The organism is Polaromonas sp. P1_E12 (assembly GCF_056405975.1).
On record NZ_JBFUBB010000006.1, the window covers coordinates 227,443 to 250,126 of the forward strand.

Below are 22,684 nucleotides of genomic sequence, written 5' to 3' on the forward strand. Positions count from 1 at the left end.
GCGCATCATAGCCCGAAGCGCCTGGCAAGCTGTCGGACCAGGGCTTCCAGGCTCGCCAGAGACAAGCCATCGTTATAGAGGCATATGTCAGCCGCAGACAGGCGCTGCGCGCGGCTTGCCTGGCCAGCCATGATTTTCTCCACAACCTCCCGTGGCCAGCCGTTTCGGGTCATCACGCGGTCAATCTGGGTCACCTCGCTGCAATCCACAACCAGAACCTGGTCAAGCTGCTGTCGCCATCGTCCCGACTCCACCAGCAACGGGACGTCAAAAATGACACAAGCACTGCCGCCCGCGACCGCCTGCTCGTATTGATGCAGGGTTTCCCGGCTTACCCAGGGGTGCACGATGGACTCGAGCCTGCGCCGTGCAGACGGGTCGTCAAAGACCAGCTGCCGCATCCGTTCCCTGTGCATGGCGCCTTCGGGGGTGATCAGTTCTCCGCCGAACAGCGCTGCAATTTCCGGCACAGCCGCCCCACCGGCTGCCGTGACCGCACGGGAGATGGCATCAGCATCCACCAACGCCGCGCCGTGAGCAACCAGAATACCGGCAAGCGTGCTTTTACCGCTGCCTATGCCACCGGTCAGTCCAATACGCAGGGCTGCACGGGACATGGCATCACAAGCCCACAAATCGCAAAATGGATTGCGGCCCAAAAATCATGGCCGTGAAACCCGCACCGGCCAGGAAAGGTCCAAAGGGCACATAACCGCCCTCGCGCAAGCCGGTGGAGAACTTCAACGCAATACCTATGACAGCACCAATCACCGAAGCCATCAGGATCATGGGAACCAGCGCAGGCCAGCCGAACCAGGCACCGAGTGCGGCGAAAAGCTTGAAGTCGCCATAGCCCATGCCCTCCTTGCCGGTGGCCAGTTTGAAGGCCCAGTACACGAGCCATAGAGACAGGTAGCCAGCGACGGCACCCCATAAGGCCGTTGGCAGGCTAACCGAAGGGTTCCACTGCAGGGCGGCAACGATCAGGCCGGCCCACAGCAAAGGCAAGGTGATATCGTCCGGCAGCAGCGTGGTGTCCCAGTCGATCATCGCCAGGGCCAGCAGTGCGGCCGAAAAGCCGCACCAGCCCAGCGCAGTCAGCGACCAGCCCCAACGCCACACACAAAAGAAGAACAAGGCGCCCGTCACTGCCTCCACGACGGGGTAGCGCATACCGTAGGGCGAGCCGCATACCGAACACTTGCCTCGCAGGAACACATAACTGACCACCGGAATGTTCTCGTACCAGCGGATGGCATGGCCGCAACTGGAGCACCGTGAGCGTGGCACCAGCAGATTGAACTTGTCGGAAGGTTCTGCTGCATGCCCAGCCAGTTCCGCGCATTCCTGCGCCCACTGCCGCTCCATCATTTTGGGGAGGCGGTAAATCACAACATTCAGGAAACTGCCAATCAGCAGGCCCAGGATGCCGGCCAGCGACGCATCAAACGCCGGGCCCATACCCGTACCCATCAAACGACTTGACCCAGCTTGAAAATGGGCAGGTACATCGATACCACGATGCCGCCAATAAGGGTACCCAAAAACACAATGATGATGGGCTCCATCAGGCTCGAAAGGCCGGCCACCATCTCGTCGACTTCCGCCTCATAAAAGTCGGCGGCCTTACCGAGCATGTGATCGACGGAGCCGGATTCCTCACCAATGGCGCACATCTGCAACACCATGGTCGGGAACAGATTCGCATTGCCCATCGCGGCGGTCAGGCTGGTGCCCGTGGAGACTTCCTGCTGGATTTTTTCGGTGGCATCGGCATAGAGGGAGTTACCAGACGCTCCACCGACGGAATCCAGCGCTTCAACCAATGGAACGCCGGCGGCAAACATGGTGGACAAGGTACGGGTCCATCGGGCAATGCACGATTTTTCAATCAGGGAGCCAAAGACAGGCACCTTGAGCAAGGCTCTGTCCATGAACTTCTGCATTTTTTCGTTGCGCTTCCAGGCCTGGAAGAAAAAGTAAAGGCCACCACCGATGCCGCCAAAAATGAGCCACCAATAGGCTACGAAGAATTCACTAACGGCAATCACAAACAGCGTTGGTGCCGGCAAGTCAGCGCCAAAAGATTTAAACACTTCCTTGAAAGCCGGGATCACAAAAATCATGATGACCGCGACCACCACAAAGGCCACAATCACCACCGAAATGGGATACATCAGGGCCGACTTGATTTTCGATTTGATGGCTTCCGTTTTCTCCATGTAGACCGCAAGGCGGTCCAGCAGGGATTCCAGAATACCTGCAGCTTCACCGGCCTCGACCAGATTGCAGTACAGCGCATTGAAATACATCGGGTATTTGCGAAAAGCCGCGCTCAAGGAGGTACCGGTTTCCACGTCAGTGCGCACATCGTTGAGAAGCTTGGTGACGCTGGCGTTCGGATTGCCGCGACCCACAATATCAAACGACTGCAAAAGCGGAACGCCCGCTTTCATCATCGTAGCCAGCTGGCGGGTAAAGATAGCGATATCCCTCGGCCTGATCTTCTTGCCGGAGCGCATGCTGCGCTTTTTGATCTTGGTGGGCAAAACGCCCTGGCGGCGCAGGGAAGCCTTGACCTGGTTTTCTCCGGCGGCCCGGGTTTCGCCCCGAACCTGTTTGCCGCCGCGGTCTTTGCCCTCCCACTCAAAAACAAATTCCTTGACGCCTTTGACAGATGCTGCAGTTGCCATGATGGTTTTCTCGTTTTATCGATGGCCCAAGCCACCTTTCGCTACAGACGCCGATTAATCAGCACTTTGCGTGAGCAAATTTAAACATTCGTGCAACCCAAAACCTCTTCCAGTGAGGTCATTCCGAGTTTAACTTTTTGCAATCCGGACTGGCGCAGGCTTCGGACCCCTTCGAGTTCAGCCTGCGCAGCGATTTCAAGCGCACTTCCGTCGCGAAGGACAATACGCTGGATTTCCTCGGAAATCGGCATCACCTGATAAATACCGACACGCCCCTTGTAACCATTTGTGCACATGGAGCAACCCACAGGCCGATACGGCGTCCACGAGCCGTCGACGTCATCCTCTTTGAAACCGGCCTCCAGCAATGTCTCGCGAGGGATATCAGCAGGAGACTTGCAGTTGGGGCAAAGCCGGCGCGCAAGGCGCTGGGCCGTGATCAGGATCACGCTTGAGGCAATATTAAAAGGAGCAATGCCCATGTTGCGCATACGCGTCAACGTGGTGGGTGCGTCGTTCGTATGCAGCGTGGACATGACCATGTGGCCGGTCTGCGCGGCCTTGATGGCGATATCAGCCGTTTCAAGATCGCGAATCTCACCGACCATGATGATGTCCGGATCCTGCCGCAAAAAGGCTTTGAGCGCGACAGAAAAAGTCATGCCGGCCTTGTCATTCATGCTGACTTGGTTGACACCGGGCAATGTGATTTCGGCGGGATCCTCAGCGGTGGCAATGTTGACACCCGGCTTGTTCAGAATATTCAGGCAGGTGTACAGCGACACGGTTTTACCGGAACCCGTGGGCCCCGTCACCAGCACCATGCCGTAGGGTCGCTGAATGGCGGCCATCAGGCGCTCTTTTTCAATCGTTTCATACCCCAGTGCATCAATGCCCAGCTTGGCGCTGCTCGGATCCAGAATACGGATAACGATTTTTTCGCCATACATGGTCGGCAAGGTGCTCACCCGGAAATCGATGACCCGGTCGGGGCCGATCTTGAGTTTCATTTTGCCGTCTTGCGGTACGCGTTTTTCCGAGATATCCAGCTTGGAGATAACCTTGATGCGCGCGGCGAGCTTTTCCTTGATGGCGACCGGTGGTGACGCGATTTCGCGCAATTCGCCGTCCACCCGGAAGCGCACCCTGTAGGTATGCTCAAACGGCTCGAAATGCAGGTCGGAAGCGCGCATGCTGAAAGCATCAAGCAGCATCTTCTGGAGAAATTTGACAACCGGAGCGTCCTCAACTTCGGAGACACCCGCTTCATCTTCGGTTGCGCCAGAATCCACACTGGTTTCATCAAACTCAAAGTCATCGCCGATGATGCTTTCCATCGCCTCAGAGGCGCTGGTGTTGGATACTTCCGACAGCTTGGACAGCTTGTCGTATTCGGCGATGACCCAGTCGACCCCCATCTGGGTGGAAAACTTGATTTTTTCGGCCGCCTCCTGGTCAGATGGATCTGCCGTTGCAACAATCAGCCGGTTATTGCGTTTGCTCAGAACAACGATACGGTACGTTGCACAGATTTTGGAATCGAGCAGTCCCTTGGGCAGGCGCTGTATGTCTATGGCGTCCAGGTCAAGCAAAGGCGCCGCGAAGGCGGTCGACATGGTGTGCGCCAAGTCAGACGCGGAAACCGCTCCGGAGCCCGTCAGTTCGGCGATGAAGCTGGTGCGCCCCGTTTGGGCTTTGCGAAAGATGTCTTCAGCAGCCTTTTGACCCAGCTTCCCCGCAACCACCAAGGCCCGACCCAGACCTGGCAATGCCATGGATGGTGGTTGGTTAATAGCAGTGTCGACAGCGGCCATGGATTCTCTGGATAGGCTTAAATAGGTATCATCGCTTATAGATTACAAGGTGTAAATCGAAAACGCGCCAGAGGCCTGCCCGGCGTTGGAAGTATGCGAAGAAACGCACACATACGGCCAAGGCCAGGATATTTTTGGTCGGGGTGAGAGGATTCGAACCTCCGGCCTCTACGTCCCGAACGTAGCGCTCTACCAGGCTAAGCTACACCCCGATCCGGCAGCCGTCAGAAACGCCTTTCCAGCAATTGGGAGGCCAGCTGCATCAGGGCATTACTGTAAATGTTTTGGGGCAGGGCCTGCAAGGCATTCAGCGCGCGCTGTGCTTCTACAGCCGCAGCATCCCGGGTGGCCTGCAGCGCTCCGGTCTGTTGCACGATGGCGATGATCTGTGTCATCTGGTCCGTGCCACCCGTCTCAATTGCCTGCCGGATGGTCGTACGCTCAGCCCCGGTACCTCGCTGCATGGCGATGATCAGCGGAAGTGTCGCCTTGCCTTCGCGTAAATCGTCGCCCAGGTTCTTCCCCATCTCAGACACATCCCCGTCGTAGTCCAGCACGTCGTCGATCACCTGGAATGCGGTGCCCAGTGCCTGGCCGTAGTCTGCGCAGCTTTGCTCAATGGCTGGCGGCGACTGGGCCAGCAAGGCCGCCAGGCGGGCGCTGGCTTCGAACAGCTTGGCCGTCTTGGAGCGGATCACCCGGAGGTAGCCCTCCTCCGACAGTGTCGCGTCGTGCATGTTCATAAGTTGCAGCACCTCGCCCTCGGCGATCACGTTGGTTGCCTCGGCAAGGGTTTGCATGACACGCATATCGCCAGCTTCGACCATCATCTGGAAGGCCCGGGAATACAGAAAATCACCCACCAGAACGCTGGCAGGGTTGCCAAAGGCTTCGTTGGCGGTTGCTCGCCCGCGGCGCAACGTGGACTCGTCCACCACATCATCATGCAGAAGCGTTGCGGTATGGATGAACTCGACGACGGCGGCGAGGTTGTAGCGCTGAGCCTCTTTGTATCCCAAAGCGCCGCACATCAAAAGCAACAGAGCCGGCCGCAACCGCTTGCCGCCGGCCGCAACGATGTACCGGGAGACCTGGCTTACAAGGGGCACCTCGGACTTCAGGCGAAGCTCGATGACGGCGTCCATTCCCCGCATGTCGTCTGCAATCAGGGCGAGGGCTGCGGCGGTGCTTGAAGAATTGGCAGACAAAAGGCGGATCCAGACGTAAGTTTGGGCAGATTATAGGAAGACCCCCGCCCGCCATACCCGGCCCTGTCCCCACATTCGGCCCGAAAAAGCCCGGAAAACGGGCGGCTGGCCAATTTTGGCCCGGCATGCTAGAATATTGGGCTCTGCGGAAATCCGTCTGCAGAACTCAATAAAGAGGTCTTACATGTACGCGGTCATAAAAACCGGTGGCAAACAATACAAGGTTGCTACTGGAGAAAAAATTAAAGTAGAACAGATTGCTGCGGACGTAGGCCAAGAGATCGTTATTGACCAGGTATTGGCTGTCGGCACCGGCAGCACAATCACGGTTGGTACGCCCTTGGTGTCCGGCGCCACTGTTACAGTCACTGTCCTTTCCCAGGGTAGGCACGACAAGGTTCGCATTTTCAAAATGCGCCGTCGCAAGCACTACCAAAAGCGTCAGGGCCACCGGCAAAACTACACGGAACTGCAAATCGGCGCCATCGCCGGTTGAACAGGGACGTACCAGGAGTAACGAAAAATGGCACAGAAAAAAGGCGGCGGCTCTACGCGAAACGGGCGTGATTCACAGCCCAAAATGCTCGGCGTCAAGAAATTTGGCGGTGAAGTCATTAACGCAGGCAGCATCATCGTGCGCCAGCGCGGCACCAAGTTCCACCCAGGCGTCAATGTCGGCATCGGCAAGGACCACACGCTGTTCGCGCTGGTTGACGGCTCGGTCTCGTTTTCCATCAAGGGTGCGCTGAACAAGCACACCGTGAATGTGACCCCGGCGTAAGCTGATCACTTCGATAAGTCACTTCGACTGAAACGAAGCCCCGACCTGTCGGGGCTTTTTTGTTTGTAAACTTGATCTCCGGCCCCTGACGCCCCCTGTTTTAACCGCAGCACTCCATCATGAAATTTGTTGACGAAGCCTTTATTGACATTGCCGCAGGCGATGGCGGGAGTGGCTGCGTCTCCTTCAGCCACGAAAAGTACAAGGAGTTCGGCGGCCCAAACGGCGGCGACGGCGGACGCGGCGGTCATGTGTACGCGGTGGCCGACATCAACCTGAACACGCTGGTGGACTTCCGGTTTTCACGCCGCCACGAGGCCCGTAACGGCCAGCATGGCATGGGTTCGGACATGTTCGGCGCCAAGGGCGACGACATCATCCTGAAGATGCCGGTCGGAACCATCCTGACCGATGGCGAAACCGGGGAAGTACTTTACGAATTGCTGGTTCCCGGTGAACAGGTGCTGATCGCCAAGGGCGGCGACGGCGGCTTCGGCAACCTGCGCTTCAAAAGCTCGACCAACCGCGCGCCACGCAGCAAGACACCCGGCTGGCCCGGCGAGCGCAAGAGCCTCAAGCTCGAACTCAAGGTACTGGCCGACGTCGGCTTGCTGGGCATGCCCAATGCCGGCAAGTCCACCTTCATTTCGGCCGTGTCGAACGCGCGCCCGCGCATTGCAGACTACCCTTTCACCACCCTGCATCCCAACCTCGGCGTGGTACGCGTGGGCCCGGAACAAAGCTTCGTGGTGGCCGATCTGCCCGGCCTTATCGAGGGTGCTTCGGAAGGCGCCGGCCTGGGCCACCTGTTCCTCCGGCATCTGCAGCGCACCCGCCTGCTGTTGCATATTGTCGATATGGCGCCTTTCGATGAAGGCGTGGACCCGGTGGCGCAAGCCAAGGCAATTGTGGGCGAACTCAAAAAATACGACGAAGCCCTTTACGACAAACCACGCTGGCTCGTCCTCAACAAGCTCGACATGGTGGACAAGGACAAACGTGCCGCGCTGGTGAAGGATTTCGTCAAGCGCTTCAAGTTCAAGGGCCCCGTCTTCGAAATCTCGGCCTTGACGCGCGAGGGTTGCGAGCAGCTGGTCAAAACCATTTACCAGCACGTCAAGCAAGTCCAGAAAAGCGAGCAGCCGGTGGAAGAGGTTGATCCGCGATTTGCCGAACTGCCGCCGGAATCCCCGTAACGGCCTTTCCCCGCTGATTTCCGGGCAAACGCCGCCGGCATTTGCTATATAAACGATAGCTGCTTGCGCCCGCCCTGATTGGGCTAGAGCCCTAAAATACACTTAAATGCAAGAACAAACCGGCTCCTTGGTCCTGCGCAACGCCAAACGCATCGTGGTGAAGGTGGGCTCCAGCCTGGTCACCAACGAAGGGCGCGGGCTGGATTCCGTGGCCATCGGCCAGTGGTGCGAGCAGCTGGCAGCCCTCGTGAAGGACGGCCGGGAGGTCATCATGGTCAGCAGCGGCGCCATTGCCGAGGGCATGAAACGCCTCGGCTGGGCAACGCGGCCCAAGGCCATCCATGAGCTGCAGGCCGCCGCCGCCGTGGGCCAGATGGGTCTGGTACAGGTTTATGAAACCAAGCTGCGCGAAAACGGCATCGGCAGCGCCCAGGTCCTGCTGACGCACGCCGATCTGGCAGACCGCGAACGCTACCTCAATGCGCGCTCCACCCTGCTGGCGCTGTTGCAGCTTGGCGTGGTGCCTGTCATCAATGAAAACGACACCGTCGTCAATGACGAGATCAAGTTTGGCGACAACGACACGCTGGGCGCACTGGTCGCCAACCTGGTGGAAGCCGACGCGCTGGTCATCCTCACAGACCAGCGCGGCCTCTACACCGCCGATCCGCGCAAGGACCCGGCCGCGCAGTTTGTGCATGAGGCCAAGGCCGGCGACGCAGCGCTGGAGACCATGGCGGGAGGCGCAGGTTCCAGCATCGGCAAGGGCGGCATGATCACCAAGATCCTGGCCGCCAAACGCGCCGCGGGCTCAGGCGCATCGACAGTTATCGCCTGGGGCCGCGAGCCGCAAGCACTGGTCCGGCTGACCCGAGGCGAGCCCATCGGCACGCTGCTGGTGGCGCAAACCCAGAAGATGCAGGCACGCAAACAATGGATGGCCGATCACCTGCAAATGCGGGGCTCAGTCACGGTGGACGCAGGCGCCGTGGGCAAGGTGCGCGATGAGGGCAAAAGCCTGCTGCCCATCGGCATGACGGCCGTTCAGGGGGAGTTTTCGCGCGGCGATGTCATCGCCATCAGGGACCCCGGAGGCGCCGAGATCGCGCGCGGCCTGGCCAATTATTCGAGCGCCGAAGCCCGCATGATCTGCCGCAAGGCATCGTCAGAGTTCGAAAAACTGCTGGGCTACACCGGCGAGCCCGAGATGGTTCACCGCACCAACCTGGTATTGACCCGCTAGGCTTTGCCGGCTGCGGCCCTGCTTCCTGTGCCTTATTCCCGGGTCCTGAAGTTCGGGTTCTTCAGCCGCGACACCATCAGGTCCACTGTTTGCACAGGTGCCGCGCTGTCGCAGGCGCCGGCCCTGGCCAAACGAAAGGCATGCTTGGACGGCATGTTGCCGAACACCGACTTCCATTCGGGCTTGCTGACGTTGGTCCATTTGCCGTCTGAATAACGGGCGTATGTCTTGAATTCGCCGGTGCTGCAGCGTATGCCTTCGTACATCACATTGCGCGCGCCGCTGGCATTGGAGGCCACGATCACGTAGCGCACGACGCTGTCCTTGTTCGAAATCTGGATGGTCGCAGGGTCCACACCGTACACCAGCTGGGAATTGGGCGACACCTCAAACGTGACGAGTTTGGTGAGGTCGAAGGCCGGCGGCGCCGAGACGCTGTCTTCTTTCCACTCTTCGGGATCTTCCAGCGGGGCGACGGCCCACGATGTACAGCTGATGCCCAGCAAAAGTGCGGCGGCCACAAGGGCGGGTTTGAGATTCATGGTTTGGTTGGTTGGCTGTTCGCATCCAGGCTGGTCTGCGGATCGGGTTCAAAAGTGGCGCCGGGCGGCAGTTCGAAAGACGCTCCCAGCCGTGTCATTGGTGCATGAAAGGGCTCGCCAGCGGTCGGTAAACCGCCCTCGCCGGCCTGGCCCGCATGGTCACGCTGATGCAATCCCCCGCGCAAATAACGGTTGCGGTGGTCGGGGCGTTGCTCGAAACGCGCGTCCGTGCGCGGAACGAACCGCGACAGCTCGGTCAGGGCCATTTCGTACACGCCACGCTTGAACTCGACCACCACGTCCAGCGGCACCCAGTAGTCGTTCCAGCGCCAGGCATCGAACTCCGGATGGTCTGTGGCGCGCAGGTTCAAGTCCCAGTCGTGGCCAACCAGTTGCAGCAGGAACCAGATTTGTTTCTGGCCTTTGTAATGTCCGCGCGCATCGCGGCGGATGAACCGGTCAGGCACCTCATAGCGCAACCAGTCTCGGGTTCGGGCCAGCACATTCACATGCTGCGGCATCAGCCCCACTTCTTCATGCAACTCGCGGTACATGGCCTGCTCGGGATTTTCGCCCCGGTCAATGCCACCCTGCGGAAATTGCCACGAGTGGGTACGGATACGTTTGCCCCAAAATACCTGACTTCTCTGGTTGAGCAAGATGATGCCGACGTTGGGCCTAAAGCCGTCCCGGTCAAGCATAATCAAACCTCAATTTTTTAAACTGAGTCCATTATGCACAGCGAAGGCCCCAGCGCCAAGCGCACGGCGGGCTGCAGCACCCCTTTCCCGTTCCCTTTTCGTTCCTTTTTCGACTCTTTTCCATCCTTTTTTCCAACCCCGGAATCCCCGAAAACCGCCCATGAAAGCCTCCCAGTTCTTTATTTCCACCCTCAAGGAAGCGCCTGCCGACGCGGAAGTCGTCAGCCACCAGCTCATGATGCGGGCCGGCATGATCAAGAAACTGGGCGCCGGCGTGTACAACTACATGCCGATGGGCCTGCGCGTGATCCGCAAGGTCGAGGCCATCGTGCGCGAGGAAATGAATCGCGCCGGCGCGATCGAAATGACCATGCCGGTGATCCAGCCGGCCGAACTCTGGCAGGAAACCGGCCGCTTTGAAAAAATGGGCCCCGAGCTGCTGCGCATCAAGGACCGCCACGGCCGCGACTTTGTCGTCCAGCCGACCAGCGAGGAAGTCGTCACCGATGTGATGCGCCAGGACATCAAGAGCTACAAGCAGCTGCCCAAAAACCTGTACCAGATCCAGACCAAGTTCCGCGACGAGCGCCGGCCGCGCTTCGGCCTGATGCGCGGACGCGAGTTCATCATGAAGGATGCCTACAGCTTCGACCGCGACCAGGCCAGCGCCAAGGCCAGCTACCAGGTCATGGCCGCGGCCTACCGCAAGATTTTTGACCGCTTCGGCCTGACCTACCGCGCCGTCGCGGCGGACAGCGGCGCCATTGGCGGTGACCTCAGCGAAGAGTTCCAGGTGATCGCCGCCACCGGCGAAGACGCCATCGTGTATTGCCCCGGCAGCGACTACGCCGCCAACATGGAAAAAGCCGAGGCGCTGGCGCCCCAGGGCGCACGCAAGGCCGCTTCCCAGGCGCTGACCAAAACCGCCACGCCCGGCAAAGCCACCTGCGCCGACGTGGCGGAACTGCTGGGCATCCCGCTCGCTTCCACCGTCAAGTCGCTGGTACTGGCCACCGACCAGATGGATGAAACCGGCAAGGTCATCAAGACGCAGGTCTGGCTGCTGCTGCTGCGCGGCGACCACGACATGAACGAGGTCAAGGTTGGCAAGGTGCCGGGCCTGGCGGACTTTCGCTTTGCCACCCTGCCGGAAATTGAAGACCATTTCGGCTGCAAGCCTGGCTACCTCGGCCCGCTCAACCTGAAGAAACCCGTCAAGCTGGTGGCGGACCGCGAAGTCGCGGCCATGGCCGACTGGGTGTGCGGCGCCAACGAAGTGGACTTCCACACCACCGGCGTCAACTGGGGCCGCGACCTGCCCGAGCCCGAACTGGTGGCCGACATCCGCAACGTGGTTGCGGGCGACCCTTCGCCCGACGGCAAGGGTGCGCTGGTGATTGAGCGCGGCATCGAGGTCGGCCACGTGTTCTACCTCGGCACCAAATACAGCCAGGCCATGAACGCCACCTTCCTCGGTGAAAACGGCAAGCCCCAATTCCTGGAAATGGGTTGCTACGGCATCGGCATCACGCGCCTGCCGGCCGCCGCCATCGAACAAAACCACGACGAGCGCGGCATCATCTGGCCCGACGCGATTGCGCCCTTCACCGTGGTGCTGTGCCCCATCAGCCCCGACCGCTTTCCCGAAGTCGAAGCGGCCGCCAACAAGCTTTACGCGGAACTGCTCGCAGCCGGCGTGGACGTGATCCTGGACGACCGCGGCGAACGGCCCGGCGCCATGTTTGCCGACTGGGAACTGATTGGCGTGCCGCACCGCGTCACCATCGGCGACCGCGGCCTGAAAGACGGCCAGCTCGAATACCAGCACCGGCGCGATGCAGCTTCCAGCAAGATCGACGTTGCCGGCGCCTTTGATTTCCTCAAGGGAAAGCTGGCGCTTTGACGCTCCAATGGTTTCCGTGCGCTCATTGACCCCATTGTTCCCATCCGGTGCCGCCCCGGCCAAGGCGCAGGGACTCTCCAGGCGAAGCTGCCTGCAGGCCCTGCCCATCGCCCTCAGCCCGCTGCTGCTGGCGCAGCAGGCGCATGCCGGCGCGCAGGTTGAAGAGCCGCTGATCGACTCGGTACGCACCGCGCTGAGTTCGGCGATTGCCAACCAGGCGCCGCCCGTGCCCGAGTTCAAGGACACCGAAAGCCGGCTCGCCTACCTGCGCTGGCTGGGCGCCATGAGCGAGCGGCTGAAAAAGAAGAAACCCGAGTGGCAGATCCGCAAGGAGTTTTTGCAGACCGTCTGGTACGAAAGCCGCCGCGCGGGGCTGGACACCACACTGGTGCTGGGCCTGATCCAGGTCGAGAGCAACTTCCGCAAGTTCGCCGTGAGCAACGTCGGCGCGCGCGGCTACATGCAGGTCATGCCTTTCTGGACGCGCGTGATCGGCGACGGCGACCCCTCCAAACTCTTTCACATGCAGACCAACCTGCGCTTTGGCTGCGTGATCCTGCGCCACTACCTGGACCGCGAACGCGGCGACCTCTTCATGGGCCTGGGCCGTTACAACGGATCGCGGGGCAAGTCGCCTTACCCCAATGCCGTGATGGGGGCGAGCAAAGCCTGGGAATATTAGGTACACCCCCGTTCAGGCTCACTGCGTGTAGCCTGCTCCCCCCTCAAGGGGGCGGCGCCTGCGGCCTGGCAGAGCCAGTTCCGCGGCCCCTGCTTGATAAAGCATGGCGCTATCAATTCAATAGCTGCTTGCGCTCGCCTGTATTGGGCTGAGGCGCTATTTGATGCCTGAAAACCGGGTTTTGGCGCCGTTTGGCAGCCGATACACCGGGTCTTGAGGGCATTTTGGTGTCTAAAAAAGGCTTTTGGGCCTCTTTTTACCCATGAATAGTGCCTCTAGCCCAATACAGGCGAGCGCAAGCAGCTATAAATTTAATAGCGGCCGGCTGCCTTGCCAGCAGGGGCCGCGGATCTGGCTCTGCCAGTCCGCAGGCGCCGCCCCTGGAAGGGGGAAGGCGCTACACGCAGTGAGCGTCCGACGGGGTGAACCTGGTTTTTGGCTTTGCCGGGCCGCAGGCGCCGCCCCCTGCAAGGGGGGAGCAGGCTACACGCAGTGAGCCTGAACGGGGGTGTTCTATTTTTCGGCGGCAAACCAGTCCAGCACGGGCACCGTGCCCGGCAGCACTGGTTGCACCGTGACCGGCAGGTTTTGCCAGGCAAAGGACTGGCCTTCGTGCATGTGGAGCTCGCCGGTCCAGTCGAAGACCTTGCAGAAATTGAGGCGGACCAGCGCGTGCGGATAGTCGACCATTTCGACTTTCCAGGGCTGGGCGGCGCCTATGGTGACGCCGATTTCTTCCTGCAGCTCGCGGCGCAAGGCTTCTTCGACGGTTTCACCGGCTTCGAGCTTGCCGCCGGGGAATTCCCAATAACCTTCGTAGACCTTGCCGGGCGGGCGTGAGGTCAGCAGGAAATCGCCATCCGGCCGGATCAGCACGCCGACGGCCACGTCGACCACCTTGCGGTCCACACCGCCCTCGCGCGGGCGCTCGCCGTCAGCGACCAGCACGCTCATGTCGAATGGTCTGGAGCTTGGTCAGATGGGGCCGTCGCCGCCGCGCCCGGCCGCTCATACGCCGCGATGGGCGCAGCCGCCACAGGTCGGCTGGCGCTGTCGCGGCCGGCGTAGTCGCGGGCGAACTGGTAGGCCACGCGGCCGCTGCGCGAGCCGCGCTCCAGCGCCCAGACCAGCGATGCGGGCCTCGCGGCCGCAATTGCGTCAGGGCCCACGCCGAAGGACGACAGCCACTGCGCGACGATGGTCAGGTATTCGTCCTGGGTAAAGGGGTAAAAACTGACCCACAGGCCAAAACGCTCGGACAGCGAAATCTTTTCCTCGACCACCTCACCAGGATGCACCTCACCATCGTCACCGTGCGTATAGGTGAGGTTTTCCGTCATGTACTCAGGCAGCAGGTGGCGCCGGTTGCTGGTCGCGTAGATCAGCACGTTGGGCGTAGCCGCTGCCACGGAACCATCGAGGATGGATTTGAGCGCCTTGTAGCCCGGCTCGCCTTCCTCAAAACTCAGGTCGTCGCAAAAGACGATGAATTTTTCGGGCAGCCCGGACACCACGTCAACGATGTCCGGCAAGTCGGTCAGGTCGGCCTTGTCGACCTCGATCAGCCGCAAGCCGCGCGCCGAGTATTCATTGAGGCAGGCCTTGATCAGCGAAGACTTGCCGGTGCCGCGGGCGCCGGTCAGCAGCACGTTGTTGGCAGGCTTGCCGCTGACAAACTGCTCGGTGTTGCGCCGGATTTTTTCCTTCTGGTCTTCGATTTCCTTGAGGTCGCCGAGGCTCATGTTGCCAATGTGGCGCACCGGCTCCAGCGAGCCGTGGCCGGAGCTGCGCTTGCGGTAGCGGTAGGCAATCGAAGCGCTCCAGTCCGGCGCGGTGAGCGGTTGCGGCAGCACGGATTCAATCCGTGCCATCAGGGACTCGACACGGGTGATCAGGCGTTCAAACTGCTCGTTCATGCTCGGCCGGACTAGCTGCGGTAATCCGCGTTGATTTTGACGTAGTCATAGGAGAGATCGCAGGTCCAGACCGTGTCGGCTGCATCGCCTCGGCCCAGCACCACGCGCACAGTGATCTCGCTTTGCTTCATCACACGCTGGCCGTCAGCCTCGACATAAGCAGGATGGCGGCCACCGTTTTTGGCGACCAGCACGTCGTCCAGGTAGAGGTCGATTTTTGTCTGGTCCAGGTCATCGATACCGGCGTAGCCGACTGCTGCCAGGATGCGGCCGAGGTTGGGGTCGCTGGCGAAGAAGGCGGTTTTCACCAGCGGCGAATGCGCGATCGCATAGGCCACCTTGCGGCACTCTTCGCCGGTCTTGCCGCCTTCGACGGCGACGGTGATGAACTTGGTGGCGCCTTCGCCGTCGCGCACGATGGCTTGGGCCAGCTTGCGGGCAATGTCCAGCATGGCAGCGCGCAGGGCCTTGCCTTCTGCGCTGTCGAGTGAAGTGATGGGCGGGTGCTTCGCCTTGTTGGTGGCCATCACGACGAACGAGTCGTTGGTTGAGGTGTCGCCGTCGACAGTCACGCGGTTGAATGACCCTTCGGCCAGTTCTGTGGCCAGCTGCGCCATGAGCGGCTGGGCAACGCAGGCATCGGTGGCCATGAAGCCCAGCATGGTGGCCATGTTGGGCCGGATCATGCCGGCGCCCTTGCTGATGCCGGTGATGGTGACGTCGGCGCCTGCAATCTTCACGCGCGCGGAGAAAGCCTTGGCGACCGTATCCGTCGTCATGATGGCTTCGGCGGCGTTGCCCCAGTTGTCGGCCTTGGCAGCCTCCAGTGCGGCAGGCAGGCCGGCCGCGATGCGGTCGTTGGGCAGCGGCTCCATGATGACGCCAGTGGAAAACGGCAGGATCTGCTCAGGTGCAATGCCCAGCAGCCGGGCCAGTGCGATGCAGCTGGCGTGCGCGCGGCTCAGGCCGTCGTCGCCGGTGCCGGCGTTGGCATTGCCCGTGTTGATAAGCATGGCGCGTATGCCGGCCGTCTTGCCGTCCTTTTTAGCCAGGTGCTCGCGGCAGATCTGCACGGGCGCCGCACAAAAGCGGTTTTGCGTGAAGACGGCCCCGACCGAGGCGCCCTCGTCAAGCAGCAGCACCGAAAGGTCTTTGCGATTGGCCTTGCGGATGCCCGCTTCGGTGATTCCCCAGCGCACGCCGGGCACAGGGTAAAGGTCCGCGGCGGGCGTGGCAACCAGATTGACGGGCATGTTCCAGGACTCCGGAAAATCAGGGTTAAATCGGCAGTGTTCAGCGCAGCGCGGTGCTCAGTTCAGTCGGCCGTGGCAGTTTTTGTACTTCTTGCCCGAGCCGCAAGGGCAAGGGTCGTTGCGGCCCACACGCGGCACTTCGTCGGCCGGTATGGCCGACGCGCGGCGCTGCGATTCGCTGTCCAGCGTCGTTTCCACCTCACCGGTTTCAGTGGGCGCGGTGTAGGTGACGTTGGTGATGTTCTCGGCCCGGTTTTCCAGTTCCTCGGCGGCCTGCTCCAGCTGTTCGCCCGACTGGACCTTGACCGTCATCAGCACCTTGGTGACCTCGTTCTTCACGCTGTCCAGCAGCTGGCCGAAGAGTTCAAAGGCTTCGCGCTTGTATTCCTGCTTGGGCTGCTTCTGCGCATAGCCGCGCAGGTGAATGCCCTGGCGCAGGTAGTCGAGGGCGCTCAGGTGTTCACGCCAGTGGCTGTCGATGCTCTGCAGCAGGACGATGCGTTCGAACTGCGTGAAGTTTTCTTCGCCGATTTTCTCGACCTTGTCGGCGAATGCGGCGTTGGCCGCGGCAATGACTTTTTCCACGACTTCGTCGTCGGTGATGGCGGTCGCGGCTTCCAGCTCCTGGCGCAGGGGCAACTCGATCTGCCATTCGTCGCGCAGCACGTTCTCGAGCCCGGCGATGTCCCACTGCTCTTCAACGCTTTCAACCGGCACATACTGCCGCGCCAGGTCGGTAAAACAGCCTTCGCGCAGGGAAGCGATTTGCGCCTGCAGGTTGGCCGCATCCATGATGTCGTTGCGCTGCTGGTAAATCACCTTGCGCTGGTCATTGGCTACGTCATCGTATTCCAGCAACTGCTTGCGGATGTCGAAGTTGCGCGCTTCCACCTTGCGCTGGGCCGACTCGATGCTGCGGGTCACAATGCCCGCCTCGATAGCCTCGCCATCGGGCATCTTGAGCCGCTCCATGATGGCCTTGACGCGGTCGCCCGCGAAGATGCGCATCAGCGGGTCGTCCAGGCTCAAATAAAAGCGCGATGAACCGGGGTCGCCCTGGCGGCCCGAACGGCCGCGCAGCTGGTTGTCGATACGGCGCGATTCGTGGCGTTCGGTCGCGATGATGCGCAAGCCGCCCAGGGAGGTAACCTGCTCATGCTCTTCTTTCCAGACCGCGCGCAGACGGGTGATTTCCGCTTCCTGAGCCGCCACATCGAGCGACTCGTCCGTTTCAACCGCTTCAATCAATTTTTCCACATTGCCGCCCAGCACGATGTCGGTGCCGCGGCCCGCCATGTTGGTGGCGATGGTGATCATTTTCGGCCGCCCGGCCTGGGCAATGATGTCAGCTTCGCGGGCATGCTGCTTGGCGTTGAGCACCTGGTGCGGCAGGTTTTCCTTGATCAGCAACTGGTCGATGATTTCGGAGTTCTCAATCGACGTCGTGCCGACCAGCACGGGCTGGCCGCGCTCATAGCATTCACGGATGTCCTTGATCGCAGCTTCGTACTTCTCGCGGGTGGTCTTGTAGACGCGGTCCAGCTGGTCGTCGCGGCGGCTGACGCGATTGGGCGGGATGACCGTGGTTTCGAGGCCGTAGATTTCCTGGAATTCGTAGGCTTCGGTGTCGGCCGTACCGGTCATGCCGGCCAGTTTGCTGTAAAGGCGGAAATAGTTCTGGAAGGTGATGGAGGCCAGCGTCTGGTTCTCAGCCTGGATCTGCACGCCTTCCTTGGCTTCGACAGCCTGGTGCAGGCCGTCGCTCCAGCGGCGGCCCGACATCAGGCGGCCGGTGAATTCGTCAACGATCACGACCTCGCCGTCCTGCACCACATAGTGCTGGTCGCGGTGGTACAGCAGGTTGGCGCGCAGCGCTGCATACAGGTGATGCATCAGCGAAATATTGGCCGGATCGTATAGCGTGGCGCCTTCCGGAATCAGGCCCAGGTTGAACAGCAGGCGCTCGGCGTTCTCATGGCCCTGCTCGGTCAGGAAAACCTGGTGGGTTTTCTCGTCGATGGTGTAGTCGCCGGGCTTGGTCACGCCTTCGCCGGTGCGCGGATCGGCTTCGCCTTCCTGGCGCGTCAGCAAGGGCACGACCTTGTTCATCGCCAGATACATCTCGGTGTGGTCTTCAGCCTGGCCGCTGATGATGAGCGGCGTGCGCGCTTCGTCGATCAGGATCGAATCGACCTCGTCGACGATGGCGTAGTTCAGGCCGCGCTGCACGCGGTCTGCCACCTCGTAGACCATGTTGTCGCGCAGGTAGTCAAAGCCGTACTCGTTGTTGGTGCCGTAGGTGATGTCGGAGCCGTAGGCCGCCTGCTTTTCCTCGCGCGACATGTTGGGCAGGTTGATGCCTACCGTCAGGCCCAGGAAGTTGTAGAGCTTGCCCATCCAGCGCGCGTCGCGGCTGGCCAGGTAGTCATTGACCGTCACCACATGCACGCCTTTTCCGGTCAGTGCGTTGAGGTAGACCGGCAGCGTGGCGGTGAGGGTCTTGCCCTCGCCGGTGCGCATTTCGGAAATCTTGCCGTTGTGCAGCGACATGCCGCCCAGCAGCTGCACATCAAAGTGACGCATCTTCATGACGCGCTTGCTGCCCTCCCGGACCACGGCAAAAGCCTCAGGAAGAATGGCATCGAGCTCTTCGCCTGCGGCCACCCGGTCTTTGAATTCCTGGGTTTTGGTGCGCAGCTGGTCGTCGCTCAGTTTCTCATACTCGAGTTCCAGCGCATTGATGCGTTCTACGGTTTTGCGGTAGGTTTTGAGCAGGCGGTCGTTGCGGCTGCCGAAAATTTTGGTCAGGATGTTGGAAGCCATAAATGCGAGGCCGCCTTTGACCGCTCCCGCGAGCTAGGCAATGCGGCCGAAATCCCTTTTTGTGTACGGAACCTAGGTGTGGGCGCCAACAGTTACTTCAACTGGGCCCAAACCCCTGATTTTAACTCTGCCAAGGGAGTCGCATGGCCCGTCGCCGTAAAACCGCAGCGGCAAGCCAAAAGCCGTGCACTTGGCACGGCTGCGGCAAGCGCCTAGTGGGGGCGCGGCAACTGGGGAGCCGGCACGGCCGGCCGCGGAGAAACCGCTGCCACCGTGGGCCCGGGCAGTTTTTGCCCTGCGGTCAGGAATTTTTGCGGGTCCTGGAAGACGCCCTGGACCAGCACCTCGAAATGCAGGTGCGGACCGGTGGAACGGCCCGTGGTGCCGACCTCCGCAATCTTCTGGCCGCGCTTGATCAGGTCGCCTTTTTTGACCAGCACGCGGGACGCATGGGCGTAACGTGTGACGAGTTCATTGCCATGGTCGATTTCCACCATGTTGCCGTAGGCGGGGTGGTATTCCTGCGTGACGACCACGCCGCCTGCGGCGGCCAGAATCGCGGTACCGGGCTCGGACGGGAAATCCAGGCCGGTGTGCAAGGCGGAGCGTCCGTTCATCGGGTCAATGCGCCAGCCGAAAGGTGAGCCCAGATTGCCACCGGCCACCGGTTCCTGGGTGGGAACCATCATTTTCTTGATCTTCTGGTCGAAGAGGCGCGACTCCATCACGGTCATGAGGTCCACGCGCTGGTCGGTCAGCTTGTCCAGGTCAGCCAGCGTGGCTTGCAGCTCTTCCATGGTCAGCGAAGGACCCGCCACCAGCACGCCGCCGCGGCCCGGCGTCACCTTGATGTCATTCGGGCTGACCCCTGCCAGGCCCGACACCCGCTCGCCGAGCGCTTCGAGCTGCATCATCTTGGCCTGCATTTCACCAACCCGCCTGGCCATGACGTCGAGGTTTTCGCGCATGAAGCGGTCACGCTGGTCGAATTCGTCCTTGACCATGAGCTTGACCAGCGAGCCAACGACCGGCCAGCCTTCCCGGGCTCCCTTGAGGAATACCCAGTGATAGAGACCGGCAGCCACGAGCATGAGCGCCAGGGCGGCGACAAAGCCGGCCAGCACCAGTTTGGTACCGCTCAAATAAATGGCCCGGCTTTTCGCCAGCCACGCATCCGTGATAATCAAATGCACTTGTCTACCTCTTTTTTTACAGCTTGCACTTGCCAGGCTGCTATCTGCCCATCATGACCACTGACCGGCGCCTGCCCCAGGCGCTTTCCGTTTACCAGGCGGCCGGGAATTCACCTTCCCTGGCACGGCTGACGGAGCTCGTTCAGGAGTCCGGCGAAAGGCTCAAGGCCATTGAATCGCTGCTTCCTGAAGCCCTGCGGCCCGCCGTCAAAGCCGGACCGATTGACGGTGAAACCTGGTGCCTGCTGGTGAACGGCAATGCGGCTGCTGCAAAAATCCGGCAGTTGCTCCCCCTGATCCAGGCGCGCCTTCTCGGCAAAGGTTGGAAGGTTACATCAATTCGGCTCAAGATACTAATAGCCAAAAAGTAGTCGTCCAAACCGGCTCACAGAAGCCTCAATACGTCCTGGCCCGCATGTTGATCACATTGCCCGCTACCAATTTCGTAGCGTATGGTACCCATATGGCATGGGGAAGGCAACAGGAAAGGGGAAATGGTGCCGCTTGTCGGAATCGAACTGACGACCTACCGCTTACAAGGCGGTTGCTCTACCAACTGAGCTAAAGCGGCACAAAGCTATTTTACTTGACCCGTTTCAGTGAAGGCCGTGTGCGCGGCGACTTGGGCGGATCCGGCGGCTCGGAACCGTCATCGCCTTGCGTATCAGCGTTGCTTTCGGGCACCAGCTGCATGATCTTTTCCGGGCCTTCCGCCGGGCTGTGCGGGTGCGCAGCCGGCGCGGCAGCCACCGGAGGTGCGCCATGAGGGTCTTCGGCACCCGCCTCAGCACCGGAAACCGGACCGGCGGAAGCCGCAACCATGGGAAAGGCCATGCCTTGCCCGTTTTCACGGGCATAGATCGCAATCACGTGGCTGATGGGCACCATGATTTCCCGGGCACTGCCGGCAAATCGCGCCTTGAACTCGATGAAATCGTTGCCGAGCTTGAGCGACGAGGTCGCGTCAAAACTGATGTTGAGCACGATCTCGTTGTTCTTGACGTACTCGCGCGGCACCTGCACGGTGTCATCCACCGACACGGCCACATAAGGCGTGAAGCCGTTGTCGGTGCACCACTCGTACAAAGCCCGTATCAAATAAGGGCGGGTCGACGTGGAGTCCAGGGCGTTCATGAATTCGGCCAAGTTAAATCCGAAACAGCGTGTCACACTCTTCGCCAGCCGGGGCCGCGGAACCGGCTTCGCCGGGCCGCAGGCGCAGCGCCCCCTCGGGGGGCAGCGCAGTACGCGAAGCGACAAGCGTGGGGGCCATTACTTTCGCATGACCTTTTCGGACGGCGTCAGTGCTTCGATATAGGCGGGGCGCGAAAAAATGCGTTCCGCATACTTGAGCAGCGGTGCGGCATTTTTCGACAGGTCAATGTCGTAGTAGTCCAGGCGCCACAGCAACGGAGCAATCGCCACGTCCAGCATGGAGAAGTTGTCGCCGAGCATGAACTTGTTTTTCAGGAAGATCGGTGCGAGCTGCGTCAGGCGGTCGCGGATGTGCGAACGGGCTTTTTCAAGCGCCTTTTCGTTGCCTTTGGAGGCGCGCGATTCCAGCGTGCTGACGTGGACGAACAGTTCTTTTTCGAAGTTCAGCAGGAAGAGGCGCACGCGCGCACGGTCAACCGGGTCACCGGGCATGAGTTGCGGGTGCGGAAAGCGCTCGTCGATGTACTCGTTGATGATGTTCGATTCGTACAGGATCAGGTCGCGCTCGACCAGGATAGGTACCTGTCCGTAAGGGTTCATCACATTGATGTCTTCGGGCTTGTTGTACAGGTCAACATCGCGAATCTCGAAATCCATGCCCTTTTCAAACAGCACAAAACGGCAGCGGTGCGAGAAGGGGCAGGTTGTGCCTGAATAAAGGACCATCATGGTGCGGAACTCCTAAATGCAAAGGAGTGGATACATTGAAAGCATCCACTCCAGAAGGTGCCGGGAGCTTAGCCCCGGCGAAAAATTACTTGACGTCTTTCCAGAACGCCGCATTCAGGCGCCAGGCAACAAAGGTCAAGCCGAGAAGGAAAATCAGCACCCAGACGCCGACGCGAATACGGGTGTTCTGGGCCGGCTCGCCCATCCATTGCAGGTAACCCACGAGGTCGCCCATCGCCTGGTCATACTGCAGCGGCGTCATGGTGCCGGGCGTGACCTGCTTCCAGCCCTTGAAGACCGACACCTTGTGGCCGTGCTCTTCTTTTTCGTCGAACACCGGCGCGCGCACACCCTGCAGTTCCCACAGCACATGCGGCATGGCCACACTCGGGAAAGCCAGATTGTTCCAGCCGGTAGCCTTGGTTTCGTCGCGGTAGTAGGTACGCAGGTAGGTGTAAAGATAGTCGGCACCCGTGCCGCCGGCACCCGAGCGCGAACGCGCAATCACGGTCAGGTCGGGCGGATTGCCGCCGAACCAGTCCTTCGCCTGCTTGGGATCAATCGAGGCCTTCATGGTGTCGCCGACCTTTTCGGTCGTGAACAGCAGGTTGTCCTTGATTTGCTGCTCGGTCAGGCCGATGTCTTTCAGGCGGTTAAAACGCATGAAAGCAGCGGAGTGGCAGTTCAGGCAGTAATTGACGAACAGCTTGGCACCGTTTTGCAGGGAGCCCAGGTCGTTCGTATTGTTCGGCGCCTTGTCCCAGGCCATGCCGCCTTCGGAAGCGTGTGCACCAGCAACCAGGCCGAGGGCCGCGATCAGGGAAAAAATCAGTTTTTTCATTGTTGTTATCT

At 60.7% G+C, this 22,684-nt stretch carries 22 protein-coding genes and 2 tRNA genes; 7 read left to right on the forward strand and 17 right to left on the reverse strand.

Translation table 11 applies throughout. From position 1 onward, the window contains the following. Positions 1 to 5: 5 nt before the first annotated feature. From coaE to AC1D13_RS17760, 6 genes are all read right to left on the reverse strand, one after another. On the reverse strand, positions 6 to 617 hold the full coding sequence (gene coaE, locus AC1D13_RS17735) for a dephospho-CoA kinase (protein ID WP_457279674.1): 612 nt from the start codon (positions 615 to 617) through the stop codon (positions 6 to 8). Between the two features lie 4 nt (positions 618 to 621). Further along, entirely contained in the window at positions 622 to 1,473 is an 852-nt protein-coding gene (locus tag AC1D13_RS17740; protein ID WP_457279675.1) for a prepilin peptidase, read from the reverse strand. Beyond that, a complete protein-coding gene (locus AC1D13_RS17745; RefSeq protein WP_457279676.1) occupies positions 1,473 to 2,693 on the reverse strand; it encodes a type II secretion system F family protein in 1,221 nt (406 codons plus the stop codon). The genes AC1D13_RS17740 and AC1D13_RS17745 overlap by 1 nt, the downstream gene beginning before the upstream one ends. A gap of 80 nt (positions 2,694 to 2,773) precedes the next feature. After that, a complete protein-coding gene (gene pilB / locus AC1D13_RS17750; RefSeq protein WP_457279677.1) occupies positions 2,774 to 4,507 on the reverse strand; it encodes a type IV-A pilus assembly ATPase PilB in 1,734 nt (577 codons plus the stop codon). A 135-nt stretch (positions 4,508 to 4,642) separates the two neighbouring features. After that, a tRNA-Pro gene (locus AC1D13_RS17755) sits at positions 4,643 to 4,719 on the reverse strand. A gap of 12 nt (positions 4,720 to 4,731) precedes the next feature. Continuing rightward, positions 4,732 to 5,715 (reverse strand): polyprenyl synthetase family protein, encoded by a 984-nt coding sequence (locus AC1D13_RS17760; protein ID WP_457279678.1) that lies wholly within the window; start codon positions 5,713 to 5,715, stop codon positions 4,732 to 4,734. Positions 5,716 to 5,899: 184 nt separating this feature from the next. On the opposite strand from AC1D13_RS17760, the gene rplU reads away from it, so the two are divergent. The 4 genes from rplU (at position 5,900) to proB (ending at position 8,935) form a co-directional block, all read left to right on the forward strand. After that, positions 5,900 to 6,211, forward strand: a complete 312-nt coding sequence (rplU, locus tag AC1D13_RS17765) for a 50S ribosomal protein L21 (protein WP_122955355.1) — start codon at positions 5,900 to 5,902, stop codon at positions 6,209 to 6,211. 27 nt (positions 6,212 to 6,238) lie between these two features. Beyond that, a complete protein-coding gene (gene rpmA / locus AC1D13_RS17770; protein WP_457279679.1) occupies positions 6,239 to 6,496 on the forward strand; it encodes a 50S ribosomal protein L27 in 258 nt (85 codons plus the stop codon). 119 nt (positions 6,497 to 6,615) lie between these two features. Next, on the forward strand, positions 6,616 to 7,692 hold the full coding sequence (gene cgtA, locus AC1D13_RS17775; RefSeq protein WP_457279680.1) for an Obg family GTPase CgtA: 1,077 nt from the start codon (positions 6,616 to 6,618) through the stop codon (positions 7,690 to 7,692). 106 nt (positions 7,693 to 7,798) lie between these two features. Continuing rightward, positions 7,799 to 8,935, forward strand: a complete 1,137-nt coding sequence (gene proB, locus AC1D13_RS17780; RefSeq protein ID WP_457279681.1) for a glutamate 5-kinase — start codon at positions 7,799 to 7,801, stop codon at positions 8,933 to 8,935. 32 nt (positions 8,936 to 8,967) lie between these two features. Here the strand turns inward: proB and AC1D13_RS17785 are convergent, their stop codons facing one another. Beyond that, positions 8,968 to 9,477, reverse strand: coding sequence for a CNP1-like family protein (locus AC1D13_RS17785; protein ID WP_477690021.1), 510 nt, complete (start codon positions 9,475 to 9,477; stop codon positions 8,968 to 8,970). Further along, positions 9,474 to 10,178, reverse strand: coding sequence for an RNA pyrophosphohydrolase (locus AC1D13_RS17790; RefSeq protein ID WP_457279683.1), 705 nt, complete (start codon positions 10,176 to 10,178; stop codon positions 9,474 to 9,476). Before AC1D13_RS17790 ends, AC1D13_RS17785 begins: the two co-directional genes overlap by 4 nt. A gap of 160 nt (positions 10,179 to 10,338) precedes the next feature. Between AC1D13_RS17790 and AC1D13_RS17795 the strand changes: the two genes are divergently transcribed. Further along, positions 10,339 to 12,081 carry a proline--tRNA ligase gene (locus tag AC1D13_RS17795; RefSeq protein WP_457279684.1) on the forward strand — a complete coding sequence of 581 codons (1,743 nt, stop codon included), beginning with the start codon at positions 10,339 to 10,341 and terminating at the stop codon, positions 12,079 to 12,081. 7 nt (positions 12,082 to 12,088) lie between these two features. Next, on the forward strand, positions 12,089 to 12,763 hold the full coding sequence (locus AC1D13_RS17800; protein ID WP_477690022.1) for a lytic transglycosylase domain-containing protein: 675 nt from the start codon (positions 12,089 to 12,091) through the stop codon (positions 12,761 to 12,763). 513 nt (positions 12,764 to 13,276) lie between these two features. Here the strand turns inward: AC1D13_RS17800 and AC1D13_RS17805 are convergent. From AC1D13_RS17805 to AC1D13_RS17825, 5 genes are all read right to left on the reverse strand, one after another. Next, complete coding sequence (locus AC1D13_RS17805; RefSeq protein ID WP_477690023.1) at positions 13,277 to 13,717, reverse strand: NUDIX domain-containing protein; 441 nt, start codon at positions 13,715 to 13,717, stop codon at positions 13,277 to 13,279. After that, positions 13,714 to 14,679 carry an ATP-binding protein gene (locus AC1D13_RS17810; protein WP_477690024.1) on the reverse strand — a complete coding sequence of 322 codons (966 nt, stop codon included), beginning with the start codon at positions 14,677 to 14,679 and terminating at the stop codon, positions 13,714 to 13,716. Before AC1D13_RS17810 ends, AC1D13_RS17805 begins: the two co-directional genes overlap by 4 nt. 11 nt (positions 14,680 to 14,690) lie before the next feature. Further along, positions 14,691 to 15,932: a bifunctional glutamate N-acetyltransferase/amino-acid acetyltransferase ArgJ gene (gene argJ / locus AC1D13_RS17815; RefSeq protein WP_477690025.1), complete on the reverse strand. Its 1,242-nt coding sequence runs from the start codon at positions 15,930 to 15,932 to the stop codon at positions 14,691 to 14,693. A gap of 57 nt (positions 15,933 to 15,989) precedes the next feature. Further along, positions 15,990 to 18,755 (reverse strand): preprotein translocase subunit SecA, encoded by a 2,766-nt coding sequence (secA, locus tag AC1D13_RS17820; protein WP_477690026.1) that lies wholly within the window; start codon positions 18,753 to 18,755, stop codon positions 15,990 to 15,992. Between the two features lie 212 nt (positions 18,756 to 18,967). Next, on the reverse strand, positions 18,968 to 19,948 hold the full coding sequence (locus AC1D13_RS17825) for a M23 family metallopeptidase (RefSeq protein ID WP_457279690.1): 981 nt from the start codon (positions 19,946 to 19,948) through the stop codon (positions 18,968 to 18,970). Positions 19,949 to 20,001: 53 nt separating this feature from the next. On the opposite strand from AC1D13_RS17825, the gene AC1D13_RS17830 reads away from it, so the two are divergent. Then, the gene (locus tag AC1D13_RS17830; RefSeq protein ID WP_477690027.1) at positions 20,002 to 20,319 is read left to right on the forward strand and encodes a hypothetical protein; all 318 of its coding nucleotides are present in this window, start codon (positions 20,002 to 20,004) and stop codon (positions 20,317 to 20,319) included. Between the two features lie 124 nt (positions 20,320 to 20,443). Here AC1D13_RS17830 and AC1D13_RS17835 read toward each other — a convergent pair. From AC1D13_RS17835 to AC1D13_RS17850, 4 genes are all read right to left on the reverse strand, one after another. Beyond that, positions 20,444 to 20,519 (reverse strand) — tRNA-Thr (locus tag AC1D13_RS17835). Positions 20,520 to 20,530: 11 nt separating this feature from the next. Then, positions 20,531 to 21,082, reverse strand: coding sequence for a ClpXP protease specificity-enhancing factor (locus AC1D13_RS17840; protein WP_477690028.1), 552 nt, complete (start codon positions 21,080 to 21,082; stop codon positions 20,531 to 20,533). A gap of 138 nt (positions 21,083 to 21,220) precedes the next feature. After that, the gene (locus tag AC1D13_RS17845) at positions 21,221 to 21,832 is read right to left on the reverse strand and encodes a glutathione S-transferase N-terminal domain-containing protein (RefSeq protein ID WP_007868077.1); all 612 of its coding nucleotides are present in this window, start codon (positions 21,830 to 21,832) and stop codon (positions 21,221 to 21,223) included. 85 nt (positions 21,833 to 21,917) lie between these two features. After that, positions 21,918 to 22,673, reverse strand: coding sequence for a cytochrome c1 (locus AC1D13_RS17850; RefSeq protein WP_477690029.1), 756 nt, complete (start codon positions 22,671 to 22,673; stop codon positions 21,918 to 21,920). Between the last annotated feature and the right edge of the window lie 11 nt (positions 22,674 to 22,684).